Genomic DNA, 14,382 nt, shown 5'->3' with positions numbered 1-14,382 from the left:
GTTATGGTGCGGAACCGGCTACTCCGCTGCTTTGGTGATCGGGTTTACCGAGACGTAGGTTCGGCCGTTGGCTTTTTTGTTGAAGGTGACTGCGCCGGCTTCGAGCGCAAAAAGGGTGTGGTCGGTGCCCATGCCAACGTTGGTGCCCGGATGCCATTGCGTGCCGCGCTGACGAATGATGATGTTGCCGGCGACGACGGCTTCGCCACCGAACTTCTTCACGCCGAGACGCTTGGAGTGCGAATCGCGACCGTTGCGCGACGAACCGCCAGCTTTCTTGTGTGCCATCTAACTAACTCCGATGCGCCCTGAGGCGCTTGAATGGTCTTATGAACGCGTTCGCGTTCCGTTTCAAGTCCGTACCGGCGACGATTGTCGCCGGCCGTCCTTACTTCTTTTTCGCCAGCTCCTTGGCCTGCTCGCGCCAGTCCTTGATCTGGTCGGCGCTGAACGGCATGTGTTCGTCGATCTTGGCGACATCCTTCTCGGTCAGCTTGGCCAGCTGTGCGAAGGTGACGATGCCCTGCTCGGCGAGGTCCTTCGCCGCGACGGGACCGATGCCCTTGATCACGGTCAAATCGTCCGGCTCGCCCTTCGGTGCCTTGAACAGTGGCGCGGCCTTGGCCTCTTCGCTGGCGGGAGCTTCCTTGGGGGCGGCCTCTGCCTTGGCTTCCTTCTTGGCCTTGGCCTCCTTCGGAGCGGCTTCGGCCTTCGCCTCGGCGGCGACGTCTGCCTTGGCTTCGGGCGCCTTGGCCTCAGCCTTGGCGGTGGCCTTCTTCGACGGCTTGGCGCCGCCCAGCAGGATCTCGGAAATCCGGACGGTGGTCAGAAGCTGGCGGTGGCCGATCTTGCGGCGCGAATTCTGGCGGCGGCGCTTCTTGAAAGCGATGACGGTGCGGTTCTTGCCCTGCTCGACGACTTCCGCCGTGACCAGAGCGCCATCGACGAACGGCGCGCCGAAGGTGACATTCTCACCCTCGCCATGCGCGAGAACAGTGCCGATCTCGACGATCTCGCCGACCTTGGCTTCGACTTTCTCGATCTTGAGCAGATCGTTGGCGGCGACGCGATACTGCTTGCCGCCCGTTTTGATGACTGCGAACATTTTTTGCCTTTCGCTGTTCGGTCGGCCTCGATGAACCGCTTCAGGCGGTTCGGCCGTCTTTTTGTCAGTCTGCGGGTTCAAAAAACAAGCGGCGCGGAGAAGCCCCACGCCGAATGCGGGCTGTCCCTAACCGAAGGTCGCAAGGAAGTCAAGGCAAGCGGCCCTTGCTCCTGAGCATGCCGTGGGCCGCGCGCCGGTCCGTCGCTCGCCGACGCTTTTTCAAGAAGCGGGAAATCGGTCGACTAGGGCCTTGTAACTGCGGCGGTCAGCCGTTATCTAGTGCGCCGCGCCGGCAAACGGCCGACCATGACCTCGCGGAGAGGTGGCAGAGTGGTCGAATGCACCGCACTCGAAATGCGGCATACTCGCAAGGGTATCGGGGGTTCGAATCCCTCCCTCTCCGCCACGACCTCCAACAACTATCTGAAACTCAGAACGGCGGCATTGCGGCCCTTAGCGACTTCTGCCCCGGTTAAACTGAACACGATGCGGAAGGGCACTAAGGCCGCGCGGGCTCTCCCGATGCAGCCTGGACGCGTAGACCGACCCCTCTCCCGGGCCTGCCCCGCCGGGCAGCTCGGGAGGCTTTCCGGGTCGGCTACAAAAGGCGTCGTTTTTCGAATCTTTGACGAAATGGACAAACGGATTCGGTTGACCGTTTTTTAGGGCCGATGGGCGACAAGCACTCAACTTGCAACGGCCGAAACCCCTTTAGGCTGCTCCGTAGCTTTGCGCCCCTGGGGCCGATCCCAAGTCCTGAGCCGCGAAATCTTGTAGACTGCGGCTGGCGGCACGTTCTGCAATGTCCGGCCTATGCGCGTGGCACGCAATTCCAATCCCTCCAGAATGGGACGCGGCACGGGACAGCGTGGACCATAGGTAAACTGATAGAAAGCGCCTCCGGGCCGCAGCAGTGAAAAGGCGCCACCCAGGATCGCGATGACCTTGTGGTCAGGCATGCTCAGAAGCGGTAGGCCGCTGATGACGGCTCCGGCTGCCCCTCTTTGAAGCGAGATGTCTCCGATGGCAGCCGCGTCCATCTGCAATACCCGCACCCGAGGAAAACGGGACTGGAGATGCTGTGCGAACTCCGCCCCGTACTCAACCAAGGTCAAGTCTTCCGGCCGCACGCCGCGCTCCAGCAGCCGCGAGGTGAAAACACCGGTGCCGGGTCCAAGTTCGACTACCAGCCCGGTCTCCGCGGTTATATCCTGCGTCATGATCCTCGCAAGCGCCTTGCCAGAAGGCGCGACTGCTGCCACGCGGAGCGGAGCGCTCAGCCAGGTTCTGAAGAACATCCAAAAATCGTGGCGCATCTTGCACACCTTTGGAAGCCGGAGCTTCGCTCACGTCGATGAATCCCTAGGCGGGTGTTAGCACTGGCGAAAAGGATGCTGATTAGCGCCAGGCGCCATTCGACTCGTGACTCGCGCCAATCCAAGCAAGTCGACAGATCACAGATCGGACAAATGCCTCCGGCCGTAGACCGCCAATTATCTCAGGCTAGTGCAAGCTGGTGCCACCAGGTCCCGACGCTCGACCCATATTCAGTTCGCGCCACCTATTGGGGGTAGTGCCTTCCCAGTCGCGGAAGGCACGATAGAATGAACTCGTGTCCTGGTAGCCGAGCAGGCAAGCGACCTCGTTGATGTCGGCAGAGGCATCGGCCAGAAGCTGGCGGCCCAGCTCGTGTCTTGCTTCCACCAGGAGTTCACGAAAGGTGGTGCCTTCCTCGGTGATACGGCGTTGCAGCGTTCGTTCGCTGAGGCCGAGATCGGTTGCAATGCCGGACAGTTCCGGCCGGCCGCTGGCCAGGTTCCTTTTCAGGACCATCTTCACCTGCTCGCGGATCGAACTGAGCGCCTGGAGTTCACCCAGGGCGGATGCAAGCGCCGGCGTGAGAATTTCCAAAAGCTCTGGATTGTGTCCCGGAAACGGACGGTTCAGATCGCTGCTTTTCAAGATCAGCACGTCACGCGGCGCGCCGTAGCGGATGGGACAGGAAAAGTAAGAGCTGAGAACGTCGCTGTTGGGATCGGCACGGGTGAGTTCGACCAGGACAGGCGCCAGGTTCTGCCCGGTTCCGCGCCGGCCCAGTTCGAGCAGAAACGCGAACGTAATGTCGACGGCAATGGCCGGCTCCGGCTCCGTCGCATAGAACCACTCGCTCGTGATCGCCACCTCGCCCCTTGTTTCGGAGATATGCAGCTGTTCGGGCGTGCAGAGTCTCTTGAACCTGGCGATCCTCGACAATCCGTCGCGGTAATCCCGCGCGTGGAATGCGGCCAAAGTAGACGGCGGATGGACGGCGGTATCGGCACTCTTGACCAACCTGATGCCGACGCCGGGGTCGGAGGTGAGTTCTTCCAGGGCCTTGAAAATCGCGAAGTACTGGTGCGTCGTCACCAGACTTTGTGGGTTCAAGTGCAGCGTCGCCGGCAGCCGCGCCTGCCTCAGCACGGCAGCGGCCGGAAGCCCGAGGCCTTCGATCGCCCGCCACAACGCCTGCGGGACCTTGCATTTGTCAGCAGGAGCTGCGCCCATGACCTGTTCTCCTGTACTCCACATCGTCGACGGGCCGCCGCCAAGCGGCCCATCCCGGTCTTGTTTATCGCATTTGGCTCATGATGATCCGGTCGAACATGCGGTCGCCGAACCATTTGCGGATAGCGATCATAGGCTTGGCGTATTTGCCGGCAGCGTAACGGGTCTTAGGCTTGCGCGCCCGGACGGCCTCCGAAACCACATCGGCAATAACGCCCGGGTTGGTGCCGCGGCCGTGGCCATAGGTGTCCCGCGTTGTCTTGGCGACCGCTTGGGAAACCTTGGCATAGGCGCTGCTTGCCGACCGCTTGACCAGGCCATCGGCGACGACATCGCCAAAGCCCGTCTCGATCAGGCCCGGCTCGACGACGACGACCTTGATGCCGAAGGGGGCTAGCTCGAGCCTCAGGCTGTCCGACCAGCCCTCAAGCGCATGTTTGGTGGCATGGTACCACGCGCCGAGAAGCGTATAGATCTTGCCGCCCATCGAGGTGATGTTGACGATGGTTCCAGCGCCCTTCTTGCGCATGGCCGGCAGCAGGAGCTGGGTCAGCCGGGCGGGACCGAAAACATTGACCTCGAACTGGTAGCGAGCCTCATCGATCGTCACGTCTTCCACCGGCCCGTAAAGACCAAAACCGGCGTTGTTGACGAGAACGTCGACACCGCCGGACTGGGCGAGTATCGTTTCCACGGCGGCCTCGATGTCGGCATTCACTGAAATGTCCATGCGCACCGGAATGGCGCCAAGCTTGGCAAGATCGGCCATTTTGTCGACGGTGCGGGCGGCGACATAGACCTTGAAGCCGTCCTTGATCAGACGCCGGGCGATTTCCTTGCCCATGCCAGAGGATGCGCCAGTGACGAGCGCGGTTCTGTTTGCTTTCTTAGCCATTTGATTTGTGCCTTTCCTATTTGATGTTGAATTCTGGGGCAAAAGGGGTCGGCACGCATTGGCGATCGCTGCCACGGTACTTGCAATTTCCGCCAACCTCTGGGCGGCAGCCGCCATGGCTCACGAGGGTGCGGCTACGGGCAGCGACAACCCAAGCTCCGACAAGTGCGGGAGTTGGGCGGCCCGGCATTTTGCGGGGCCAGCCAACTCCCATCCACTGCCGTCAGACGCGATGGAAGGTGCGCGTCTGGCCGAGGGCCGGAAGGCCGATGTAGCCCCTGAGGTTCATCTTGCCATTCTTGATGCGCACCTCGCAGTTGTAGGTGCGTCCCGAGGAGCCGTCATAGAGGGAGCCGCCCGTCCATGCGCCGTCATCCCAATGGAGGCCGGTGATGAAGATGGCATTCCTCATCGACCGCGAGCGCAGCGCCGGATTGGGGTTCTTGGTGTCCTTCTTGAACGTCACGCCGCCGGGCTCGACCAGTTGGTTGCCATAGAGGAGACGGGCTTGGAATTCGGAGCCGGTCTTGAACGTCTCGAGCTTCACGCTGCCGTCGTCCGCCTGCCAGGTGCCAATGATTGCATCAGACGACGCCTGCTGGGCGTGAGCCGCAGGCGCGGCGGACAGAAGTGTGGCGCCTACAAAAATGGCCAAGGCGCCGCGGCGGGAGAAATTGTTCAGATCCATCTATCTTTCCTTTGTGTGGGATTGGCGGTGCCGGCAGCCGGCACGGATCGGACGACCCGTTTGTCGACCGTTCGCGAGATCCAGTTTTCTCATCTTTGCGAGACTGGATGAGCGTAAGCTAAACCGGCGTTGCGCCTCGATCAGTCGCGGGCGGCGCCATTTTACTGACGCCTGGCGCCATGTTCGGTGGAAGAGCGCTTGCCGCTACCGTTCGCAGAGCCGGCGATCGCTCGTCGGCGCTGCGCGCTTGACGAAGGAGCGCGACAGTCGCCCTCAGCGATATCCGAAATAGGCCATCAGTTCCTGGGCCTCACCTGCCTCGAAACGCGAGGCGAATTCCTCAGGCAGCTTCGATCGCCAGCCGCCCCTGTAGTCGGTGATTGGTTGGTTGACCTGCGCCGATCGGCGAGCCGAATGCGCCGTGCGAACTCTTCTTGCCCTTCCCCAGACGACCGGATGCCGGTGATAGTCCAGGATGGCAGCATCGAAAGCCACACCAATGAAGCGGCATAGCCGTTCGATCGAAAGCGCAGGCGACTCGATAAAGTCCTCGTAGCGCCACAGCATGGCCCCGCCCCTCTCGACGCAGAGCATCGAGGCCCTGCTGTCGGCGACCCACCTTTGGAACGCTCTGTCGAAATCGCCCTCGTAGCGCTGCCCGAGCGATGCCACGACATCACGGCCATCGCGCGTCACCACGATGAAACGGGCATCCGGGATCGTCTCGCGTATCTGACGGGTGTAATGAATATGCCCGGGGGTTTTTTCGACCCAGACGCTCCGGCGCGAAATGGCCGCCTCAAGCAAAAGCAAGCTTAGCTTGGTCCATCTGGCGCCTTTGTCCGAGACAAAAGCGCTTGTCTCCCGCGGGACACTGAAGACATCCGGATGCGCAGCCAATATCCGGGCGAGCAAGGTCGACCCGGTATGACCGCAACCACAGATGAATATTGAGGCCCTCGGCTTTGGAATAAGCCGTACCACACCCTTGTTCACAATTCTTGTTCCCCCGGAAAGACTTTATTCGAACTGTTTGCCTCGAAGATTGCAACAGGAATGTTTCCACAGGAACGGCGTGGAACCACGCTCGGCGCCGTTCACATTTCAGCGTGCGGCGTATCGGGTGTATCGATGAAGCGCACGCGCTTGCCGCCGCGGCCTGCCGGGACGTGCTCGGCCAAGGCCTCGACGGCAGGCAGCGCGCGATGCTTCAGCTGGCGCTGAGCTTCTTCAGCTGGCGCACGCTGGTGCGCGAGGCCGGCTTGCAGCCCTTGGACGCTGTGAGAACCATGATCGGGGCCAGCCAGGGCGCAACTTGAGAGCGGGCGTTGCGCGTCGGCTGCGGGCAATCATCGTTTGAATGCGTGATCCGGTTTGTAGGTTGGGCCGGACGAGCGTGATGCGCCGGCCGATTTTGCCTCAACCTGATCCGCCGGATTGATGCTCCGCAATCGCGCTCAAGAAGACCTCGCCGAATTCCTTGAGCTTGGCTTCGCCGACGCCGTTCACCGCGGCGAAGGCAGCGAGGTCGCGCGGGCAGCGCTCGGCCATGTCGATCAGCGTGCGGTCGGAGAAAACGACATAGGCCGGGACCTGGCGTTCCTTCGCCAGGCGCAGCCGCAGCGCCTTGAGCGTGGCGAGCAGCGCGGCGTCCAGGTCTTCGGCGTCCGCCGCGGCCTGGGCCGAACGCGCCTTGTCGCGCAGGGAACGGTGCCGCGTCTCGACGCGATACTCGAAGGCGATCTCGCCGCGGCCGAGCGCGCGGCCGCTCTCGGAAATGGCAAGGCCGCCATAGCCGTCCGGGTCCGGCACCAGGTACCCGCCCGCCACAAGCTGGCGGATCAGCGACAGCCACGCGGGTCGCTTGTGCGCCGCGCCGGTGCCGAAGCTGGCAAGCCTTTGATGACCTCGGGCCAGCACTTTCTCGGTCTCGTGGCCGAGCAGGATGTCGACGATATGGGAGGCCCCGAACCGCTCGCCGGTTTGCGCGACGGCCGAAAGAATGATGCGCGCCTCGGTGCCGCCGTCCGCGCGCGGCGCCTGGTTGAGGCAGTTGTCGCAATTGCCGCAAGGCGAGGCGCCTTCGCCGAAATAGCCAAGCAGGACCTGGCGCCGGCATTGCGCCGTCTCGCAATAGCCGATCAGCGTGTCCAGCCGGCCATGCGAGCGCCGCTTATGCTCCGGCGAGGCATCTTCGTCGTCGATGAACAAGCGGCGCGTGCGGATGTCGCCGAGGCCGTAGAGCATATGCGCCTCGGCTGGTCGTCCGTCGCGCCCGGCACGGCCGATCTCCTGGTAATAGGCCTCGAGGCTCGCCGGCAGGTCGGTGTGGAAGACATAGGCAACGTCCGGCTTGTCGATGCCCATGCCGAAGGCGATGGTCGCCACCATGACCACGCCGGACAGCGTCATGAAAGCGTTTTGGTTCGCGTCCCGCGCCTCCTTGCTCATGCCGGCATGGTAAGCGAGCGCGGTGACGCCGTTCTTTTCGAGGAAGGCCGCCATCTCCTCTGTCTTCCTGCGCGACAGGCAATAGACGATGCCGCTCTGCCCCGCATGGCGTTCGACGAAACGCAACAGCTGGCGTTTGCTGTCCTGCTTCGGCTCGATGGCAAGCTTGATGTTCGGCCGGTCGAAGCCCAGCACCAGCGTGTCGACACTGTGGGCAAACAGCCGCGCCGAAATGTCGGTGCGCGTCGTTTCGTCCGCGGTCGCGGTCAGCGCGATGATCGGCACTTTCGGAAAGAGGTCGCGCAGCCGCGCAAGGTCCTCATATTCGCGCCGAAAGGCTGGCCCCCATTGCGAGATGCAATGCGCCTCGTCGACGGCGATCAGCCGGATGTCGAGCCTGGCCAGCGCGTCGAGCATCCGCTCGGTCATCAGCCGCTCCGGCGCCAGATAGAGCAGACGCGTCTGGCCCGAGGCGACGCGGCGCCACGCCGCGACGTTGGCATCGCGATCCAGCGAGGAGTTGATCGTATCGGCGGCGACGCCGGCGAGCCGCAGCGCTGCGACCTGGTCCTGCATCAGCGCCACCAGCGGCGAGACGACGATGGTGAGCCCGCCAAGGACCAGCGCCGGAACCTGGTAGCAGAGCGACTTGCCGGCGCCGGTCGGCATGACCGCCAGCACGTGGCGGCCGCACAGCAGCGCCTCTATCACGTCGGCCTGACCGGGCCGAAAATCGTCGAAGCCGAACACGTCCTTCAGCACGCGCCGCTTCGGATCGCGTCCCTCCGCCGCAATGCCCGCCACCGATGCCCGCCCCGCCATCGCGTTTTGCATTTGAGAGTGATTCCCGGTTTCGGCTGAGGTCACGTTCTTAAGGCGCGGATCGCCCGAAGGCCATCGCAACCCGTGCTGTCCGCCGTTTTTGCCTGCCGGCGCCGCCGTCTCTGCCGGAGGTGTCGGCTCCTCCCTGCGCTGCAACCCGGCGATACCGAGATGGCAGGGCAAGGCGGTCGGCAGTGTCCACTGAGCCGAGGGTTAGCAAAGGCAGGGCGCGTCAGACTCCAAGCCGGCTCCATAGATCCGCAATCGATTTTCGCAGCCCGACAGCCCGGAGTTCTCCCGGTCGGATTTCGGCCAGCGCGATGCCGCTCTCGCCCGCAATGGCATAGAGCAGCCAGGTCCTGCCATCCTCCTCGAAAATGGCCGGATCGCGCAGCCCGTTCTCCTTGCTTCTTGCCACGCCCGCCTTGCTACGGCGAACCGGCAGGCCGGCGCCCTCGTAGTCGGTGCCGGGTCTCAGCAATTCGGTCCTGCCGCGCACGACCCAGCGCCGCCACTCCTTGGAAAGGTCGATGCTGCCGTAAATCACGCGCTCCGGCGCGTCGCCCTTGCGCGTATAATAGACAATCAGCAAATCCCCGTTCTTCTGCACTGCCACATGCCGTGGCCGGACCCGGCCCGAGCCCGGTAGCACGACCGGCCCTTCCTCGAAACCGGAAAGACCATCGATCGAACGGCGAAGCCTGATGCTGCCGGTGCCGAAAAGCCCATACCACCAGCCGTCGTGCCGAAATATCCGCGCATAGAACGGCCCTAGCGCCTGGGGACTGGGGTTGAAGTAAAGGCCGTCGACCGATGTCGCCGCAGAGGTCGTCTGCTCGCGGCCATGTCGCTCAGGGCCGTGAAAATACATGACGATGCGTCGGGTCTGCTCGTCGACATGCACGTCGGGAGAGGCGATGTGATCCCTCAGAAAAGGACATTCGCCAAGCGAAAGTACGCCGCCCGGGTGAACGCTCCAAGGACCCTGCAGCGTATCTGAATAGGCTAGGCGGATGTAGGTGCCGTTGTGATGCGCGAAATAGAGGTGATACGTTGCGAGCCGGCCGGTCGCCCAGGCCGGCATCCTCACCAGCGATGGGCCGTTTATGCTGGCTCCCTCATCGCCCGGCAGCATATCGGGCGTAATCAACGGTCCTCGCCGTTCGGCTGAAAGGCCGAGCATCGACGTCATGCGTTTGCCCACTCCGGCATGTCATAGCCGAACTCGTCACAGAACCCTCTCAGCCGGGCGAGGAAGGCGGGGGGCAGGGCTTTGAGATAGGCAAGGTATTCCTCGTTCCGTTCCCACTTCTTGAGCGATGTTGCCCGTATCGGGTTGCCGGCATCCTCGCTGAAGCGGATACGCGGCCTGAGGTCGAATGCTCGCGCGATCCTCTCCTGGACCTCGTCCGGCCGAGCGATCATGTCCTCGTAACGGACATAGACGATCGCGCGCTCCGGCTGCGCCTTTCTCAGCCGCAGCAAGGCCTCGTACTCGGCCAGCCAGCGTTCGGAGGTGACATGGAACCGGCGCTCCGCCCTGCTTTCCGGATGCGAGCTGGTGAGCACGTCGAAAGGATGGCGAACGCAATAGATCAGGCCAATGGCGGCGGGCAATTTCGCCAGATGCATATGACCCCGATCCGTGCGCTTGACGACAAGGTTGGATTCGGAGCGGTCCAACATATCCAGCTGGGTGTATTTCGCTTCGGCTCGATGGACGAAGGTGTCCTCGAAACACCCCATCAGGCGCTGGGTCAGCGTCGTGCCGCTGCGCGCGCAACCGGCAATGAATATCTTCTTGTAAGGCGCCGAGCGTCCAGCAAACCAAAGCCGCCACAGCCGCTTCACATCCAGCGCCAAGCGCCGAACCTCTCTGATCGGCCGCCTGATGGCCTTGCGCAAAAAGGCTTCTGATTTTCGTGCGACGTCCATTTCCGACTTCCGCTCCCGCCGGCTTAGTTCATCCGTTGCCAAAGCTGCGGCGCGCCGTCTCTTTGGCCGATATGCCGGCAGAGTGCCAGTCCTCTTCGTTAAACCTATCTTCACCATGCTGCGGCACCGTTGTCGTCCTGCGGCAATGTTTGAGTACCGCAGCGGCGCCACCTGCGCCCAGGCAACAAACCCGCGCCTCACGGCGCGGGTTTTTCTTTGGCAACAGGAATATCGCTATAGGAAGTCGGCCCGATAAGGCGCAAAACTGTCGACCAGCCGCCCCGCTTCCAGCGCCCTGACGCCGTGCACCAGGTTGGACGGCACGATGAAGCTGCTTCCCGCTGCCAGGATCTCTGACTTGTCGTCGATGGTGACTTCGAAGCGGCCTTCGGCGACATAGCTTGCCTGGACGTGCGGATGCGAATGCAGCGCGCCGAGGCCGCCCTTGTTGAAGGCGAATTCGACCATCATCAGTTCGGCCGTGTGCACCAGCACGCGCCGTCTGTTGCCGTCGGGCGTCGGCTCCCAGGCTTTTTCGCCGGCATGTGAAAAGAGAGGCGTCATCGCTTAGCTTCCGTTCGAAATTGGCAGAATGGTCACCGCGCCAGCCAGCCGCCGTCCACCGGCATCACCGCGCCATGCATGTAGTCCGACGCGGGCGCGAGCAGGAAAACGGCCGCGTCGCCGATGTCGCCCGGCCGGCCCCAGCGCCCCGCGGGAATGCGTCCGAGGATGGCGGCGCTGCGGTCGGGGTCGGCGCGCAAGGCTTCGGTGTTGTTGGTTTCGATATAGCCCGGCGCGATGCCGTTGACGTTTATGCCTTTCGCCGCCCATTCGCAGGCGAGCAGCCTCGTGAGGCCAAGCACACCATGTTTCGAAGCGGTGTAGGAGGCGACGCGGATGCCGCCCTGGAAGCTCAGCACCGAGCCTATGTTGACGATCTTGCCGCGCCGCCCGGGCTCGGCCAGCACGCGTCTGGCAAAACTCTGGCAAAGCCGGAAGACCGTCTTCAAATTGATGTCCATCACCTCGTCCCAGTCGGCTTCGGTCAGATCGACCGCGTCGGCGCGTCGTATGATGCCGGCATTGTTGACCAAGCCGTCGAGCGGTCCCTTCTCGTCCCATATCCGGTCGAGCATGACGGCAGCCGCAGCAGGATCGCCGAGATCGGCGGCCACGGTTTCGAACTGGCCACCAATGGCCGCGATCTTCTCCACGGTTTCATCCATCGCCGAGCGGCCGACGCCGATGACGGCGCCGCCGGCGCGCGCGACCGACACTGCAATGCCTTGGCCGATGCCGGTGTTGGCGCCGGTGACGAGGATGCGTTTTCCCGCAAGGCTGAAGGCGAAAAGATCGCTCACTTGAGCTGGTCCATCGTCAGCTGGTCGACGTCGGTATAATCGACATTGTCGCCAGCCATGGCCCAGATGAAAGCGCCGGTGTGTGTCTGGTCCATCTCTACCTTGCTCGAATGATTATCCGGTCGACGCAGCCGCCACGGACTTTGCGTAATAGGCCTGCCGCGCCTGCAGGCGCTCGCGGTAGCGCTGCTGGCTCGAGGTGAGATGTGCCCGCATCGCCTCGCGCGCGGCTTCGGCGTCGCCCGCCGAAATCGCGTTGAGGATCACCAGATGCTCCCGTTGCAGGCCACGCTGGTACTCGTCGGACTGGACGAGCTCGGCCGACCAGGGCGAGGTTACGTCGCAGGGAATGGCGCGGCGGCCGAGCACGTCGAGCATCTCGACATAGAACGGGTTATTGGTGGCGCTGGCGATTGCCCTATGGAAGGCGAGATCCGCCGGACCGGTCGGCTGGCTGGCGAGCAGAAGCCGCTCGAACTCGAAGAAAGCCTCCTGGATCGCCGCCTCTTGCGCCGCGTTGCGGCGGATGGCGGCAAGGCCGGCCGATTCGATCTCGATCGCCAGCCGCACCTCGAGCACGTTGAGCGCGATCGAATCCTTGGCGCCCATGTCGGCGGCCAAAACGCCGAGCGTGGTGGAGATGTGTTCTGTGACGAAGACGCCGGCGCCCTGCCGCGCCTCGACGAGGCCGTCGGCGGCAAGCTTTGCCAGCGCCTCGCGAATGACGGTGCGGCTGACGCCGAAGGTTTCCGTGAGTTGCCCTTCGGTCGGCAGCTTGTGCCCGGGCGGGATCTCGCCCGCCAACAGCTGCTTGCGGATCGCCGCGACCACCGTTTCCGACAGCTTCGGCTTCCGTTCGACCCTGAAATCCGTCGTGGGCCCGGCCACGTCGCACTCCCCTATCTGAACGCCCTATTCGAGGACGCCTACTTGAAGACACTTGGCAACCACAGCGAGATCGCGGGAATATACGTCACCAGCGCCAGAACCACGATACCCGCGCCGTAGAACGGCCAGTTCGAGCGTATCGCTTCCCAGACCGTGATCTTGCCGAACTTCATGCCCTTCAAATCCTGGCGCCCGGCTCAGAGCCGGTACGCCTTCTTGGCAAGCGTGTAGGCAAGCTCGCGCGCCAGCTCATGCGCTTCCTCCTCGCGCAGCCGATGTTCGGCGACGAGCCGCGCCAGGAAGGCACAGTCGACACGCCGCGCGACGTCGTGGCGCGCCGGGATCGATGGAAAGGCGCGCGTGTCGTCGTTGAAGCCGACCGTATTGTAGAAGCCCGCCGTCTCGGTGGTCATCTCGCGGAAGCGGCGCATGCCTTCCGGGCTGTCGTGGAACCACCAGGCCGGCCCAAGCTTCAGCGCCGGATAGACGCCGGCGAGCGGCGCCAGCTCGCGCGCATAGCTCGTCTCGTCGAGCGTGAACAGAATGATCGTCAGGTCTCGCTCCAGCCCGACGCAGTCGAGCAGCGGCTTCAGCGCCGTCACATAGTCGGTCCGGGTCGGGATATCGAAACCCTTGTCGCGGCCGAATTTCTGGAAAACAGCCGGCGAATGATTGCGCCACGACCCGGGATGGATCTGCATTACCAGCCCATCGTCGCGACTCATCTTGGCCATCTCGGTCAGCATCTGGGCGCGGAACAGTTTTCGCTCGCGCTCGTCCTCCGAACCGCGGCGGATGCTGTCGAACAGCTCCTGCGCCGCCGTGTCGGAAAGATTGGCGGTGTCGGCGGTCGGATGGCCGTGATCGGACGAGGTGGCGCCGAATTCCTTGAAATAGGCGCGGCGCTTTCGGTGCGCCTCGAGATAGCCGGCCCATGTGCCGGTGTCGCATCCGGTGATTTCGCCCAGGCGATCGAGATTGGCTAGAAACCCTTCGAGGTCGGGATCGACCACGGCGTCCGGCCGGTAGGCGGTAACGACGCGGCCCTGCCAACCGCTGTCACGGATCATCCGATGCCATTTGAGATCGTCGAGCGCCCCTTCGGTGGTGGCGATCACCTCGATGTTGAAGCGCTCGAACAGCGCCCGCGGCCGATAGTCGGCGCGCTGAAGAAGCGCGGCGATCGTGTCGTAGCACCGATCAGCGGTGCTGGCGTTGAGCGGTTCGTCGATGCCGAACAGGTGCTCGAACACATGGTCGAGCCAGAGCCGGGTCGGCGTGCCGCGGAAGAGATAGTAATGCTCGGCAAAGCGCCGCCAGATCGTTCTGCCGTCGGTCTCGACCGGCGCTCCGTCGAGCGTCGGCACGCCGAGCTTTTCCAGCGGCACGCCCTGGCTGAACAGCATGCGGAAAATGTAGTGGTCCGGGACGATCAGGAGCTGCGCGGGGTCGGGAAAGGGCTCGTTGAACGCATACCAGCGCGGGTCCGTGTGGCCATGCGGGCTGACGATCGGCAGGTCCTTGACGCCTGCATGAAGGGCGCGAGCCAGCGTTCGCGTTTCCGGCGCGAACAACAGGTCCGGATCAGTCAATGCAGCCACTTCGCTCCTCCCAGGCTGCCATTGGTGGATTAGCAAACAACATTGTCAACATACAAAAACCAGCCAGTTGTATGATGACTTTTGCATAA

Annotated in this window: 16 protein-coding genes and 1 tRNA gene; 2 read left to right on the top strand and 15 right to left on the bottom strand. The window is 63.3% G+C overall.

All coding sequences use genetic code 11. The features are described 5' to 3' along the window. Nucleotides 1-18: 18 nt before the first annotated feature. Together rpmA and rplU are read right to left on the bottom strand one after the other, a co-directional pair. Nucleotides 19-288, bottom strand: coding sequence for a 50S ribosomal protein L27 (rpmA, locus tag CK221_RS13315; protein ID WP_040991608.1), 270 nt, complete (start codon nt 286-288; stop codon nt 19-21). 100 nt (nt 289-388) lie between these two features. Next, nucleotides 389-1,105: a 50S ribosomal protein L21 gene (gene rplU, locus CK221_RS13310; protein ID WP_067001574.1), complete on the bottom strand. Its 717-nt coding sequence runs from the start codon at nt 1,103-1,105 to the stop codon at nt 389-391. Nucleotides 1,106-1,421: 316 nt separating this feature from the next. Here rplU and CK221_RS13305 point away from each other — a divergent pair. Continuing rightward, a tRNA-Ser gene (locus tag CK221_RS13305) sits at nt 1,422-1,511 on the top strand. Between the two features lie 280 nt (nt 1,512-1,791). Here the strand turns inward: CK221_RS13305 and CK221_RS13300 are convergent. The 5 genes from CK221_RS13300 to CK221_RS13280 form a co-directional block, all read right to left on the bottom strand. Next, nucleotides 1,792-2,421, bottom strand: coding sequence for a methyltransferase domain-containing protein (locus CK221_RS13300; RefSeq protein WP_095778056.1), 630 nt, complete (start codon nt 2,419-2,421; stop codon nt 1,792-1,794). Between the two features lie 187 nt (nt 2,422-2,608). Beyond that, nucleotides 2,609-3,649, bottom strand: a complete 1,041-nt coding sequence (locus CK221_RS13295; RefSeq protein WP_067001568.1) for an AraC family transcriptional regulator — start codon at nt 3,647-3,649, stop codon at nt 2,609-2,611. Between the two features lie 64 nt (nt 3,650-3,713). After that, on the bottom strand, nt 3,714-4,544 hold the full coding sequence (locus CK221_RS13290) for an oxidoreductase (RefSeq protein WP_067001565.1): 831 nt from the start codon (nt 4,542-4,544) through the stop codon (nt 3,714-3,716). A gap of 223 nt (nt 4,545-4,767) precedes the next feature. Continuing rightward, nucleotides 4,768-5,232: a DUF2147 domain-containing protein gene (locus tag CK221_RS13285; RefSeq protein WP_095778055.1), complete on the bottom strand. Its 465-nt coding sequence runs from the start codon at nt 5,230-5,232 to the stop codon at nt 4,768-4,770. A gap of 273 nt (nt 5,233-5,505) precedes the next feature. Continuing rightward, on the bottom strand, nt 5,506-6,045 hold the full coding sequence (locus CK221_RS13280) for a sulfotransferase (protein ID WP_348628437.1): 540 nt from the start codon (nt 6,043-6,045) through the stop codon (nt 5,506-5,508). Nucleotides 6,046-6,341: 296 nt separating this feature from the next. On the opposite strand from CK221_RS13280, the gene CK221_RS13275 reads away from it, so the two are divergent. After that, nucleotides 6,342-6,551, top strand: coding sequence for a hypothetical protein (locus tag CK221_RS13275; protein WP_095778053.1), 210 nt, complete (start codon nt 6,342-6,344; stop codon nt 6,549-6,551). A 100-nt stretch (nt 6,552-6,651) separates the two neighbouring features. Here the strand turns inward: CK221_RS13275 and recQ are convergent, their stop codons facing one another. The 8 genes from recQ to uxaC all read right to left on the bottom strand — a co-directional run bounded on the left by recQ (nt 6,652) and on the right by uxaC (nt 14,293). Continuing rightward, nucleotides 6,652-8,517 carry a DNA helicase RecQ gene (recQ, locus tag CK221_RS13270; protein WP_245430635.1) on the bottom strand — a complete coding sequence of 622 codons (1,866 nt, stop codon included), beginning with the start codon at nt 8,515-8,517 and terminating at the stop codon, nt 6,652-6,654. A 220-nt stretch (nt 8,518-8,737) separates the two neighbouring features. Then, nucleotides 8,738-9,697: a hypothetical protein gene (locus tag CK221_RS13265; RefSeq protein WP_143749036.1), complete on the bottom strand. Its 960-nt coding sequence runs from the start codon at nt 9,695-9,697 to the stop codon at nt 8,738-8,740. Beyond that, nucleotides 9,694-10,641, bottom strand: coding sequence for a sulfotransferase (locus CK221_RS13260; protein WP_245430634.1), 948 nt, complete (start codon nt 10,639-10,641; stop codon nt 9,694-9,696). Before CK221_RS13260 ends, CK221_RS13265 begins: the two co-directional genes overlap by 4 nt. A gap of 33 nt (nt 10,642-10,674) precedes the next feature. Beyond that, complete coding sequence (locus tag CK221_RS13255; RefSeq protein WP_067001548.1) at nt 10,675-11,004, bottom strand: cupin domain-containing protein; 330 nt, start codon at nt 11,002-11,004, stop codon at nt 10,675-10,677. 32 nt (nt 11,005-11,036) lie between these two features. Continuing rightward, entirely contained in the window at nt 11,037-11,804 is a 768-nt protein-coding gene (gene kduD / locus CK221_RS13250; RefSeq protein ID WP_067001545.1) for a 2-dehydro-3-deoxy-D-gluconate 5-dehydrogenase KduD, read from the bottom strand. A gap of 114 nt (nt 11,805-11,918) precedes the next feature. Then, the gene (locus CK221_RS13245; protein ID WP_067001542.1) at nt 11,919-12,692 is read right to left on the bottom strand and encodes a FadR/GntR family transcriptional regulator; all 774 of its coding nucleotides are present in this window, start codon (nt 12,690-12,692) and stop codon (nt 11,919-11,921) included. 38 nt (nt 12,693-12,730) lie between these two features. After that, nucleotides 12,731-12,865, bottom strand: a complete 135-nt coding sequence (locus tag CK221_RS31070; protein WP_280940578.1) for a hypothetical protein — start codon at nt 12,863-12,865, stop codon at nt 12,731-12,733. Between the two features lie 24 nt (nt 12,866-12,889). Continuing rightward, the gene (uxaC, locus tag CK221_RS13240; protein ID WP_095778050.1) at nt 12,890-14,293 is read right to left on the bottom strand and encodes a glucuronate isomerase; all 1,404 of its coding nucleotides are present in this window, start codon (nt 14,291-14,293) and stop codon (nt 12,890-12,892) included. Nucleotides 14,294-14,382 lie beyond the last annotated feature (89 nt).

The organism is Mesorhizobium sp. WSM3868, assembly GCF_002294785.1.
In the GTDB taxonomy this organism is placed as follows: Bacteria; Pseudomonadota; Alphaproteobacteria; order Rhizobiales; family Rhizobiaceae; genus Mesorhizobium.
Note: the sequence above shows the minus strand (reverse complement) of the source record. Positions and strands in the feature narration are given on the sequence as shown.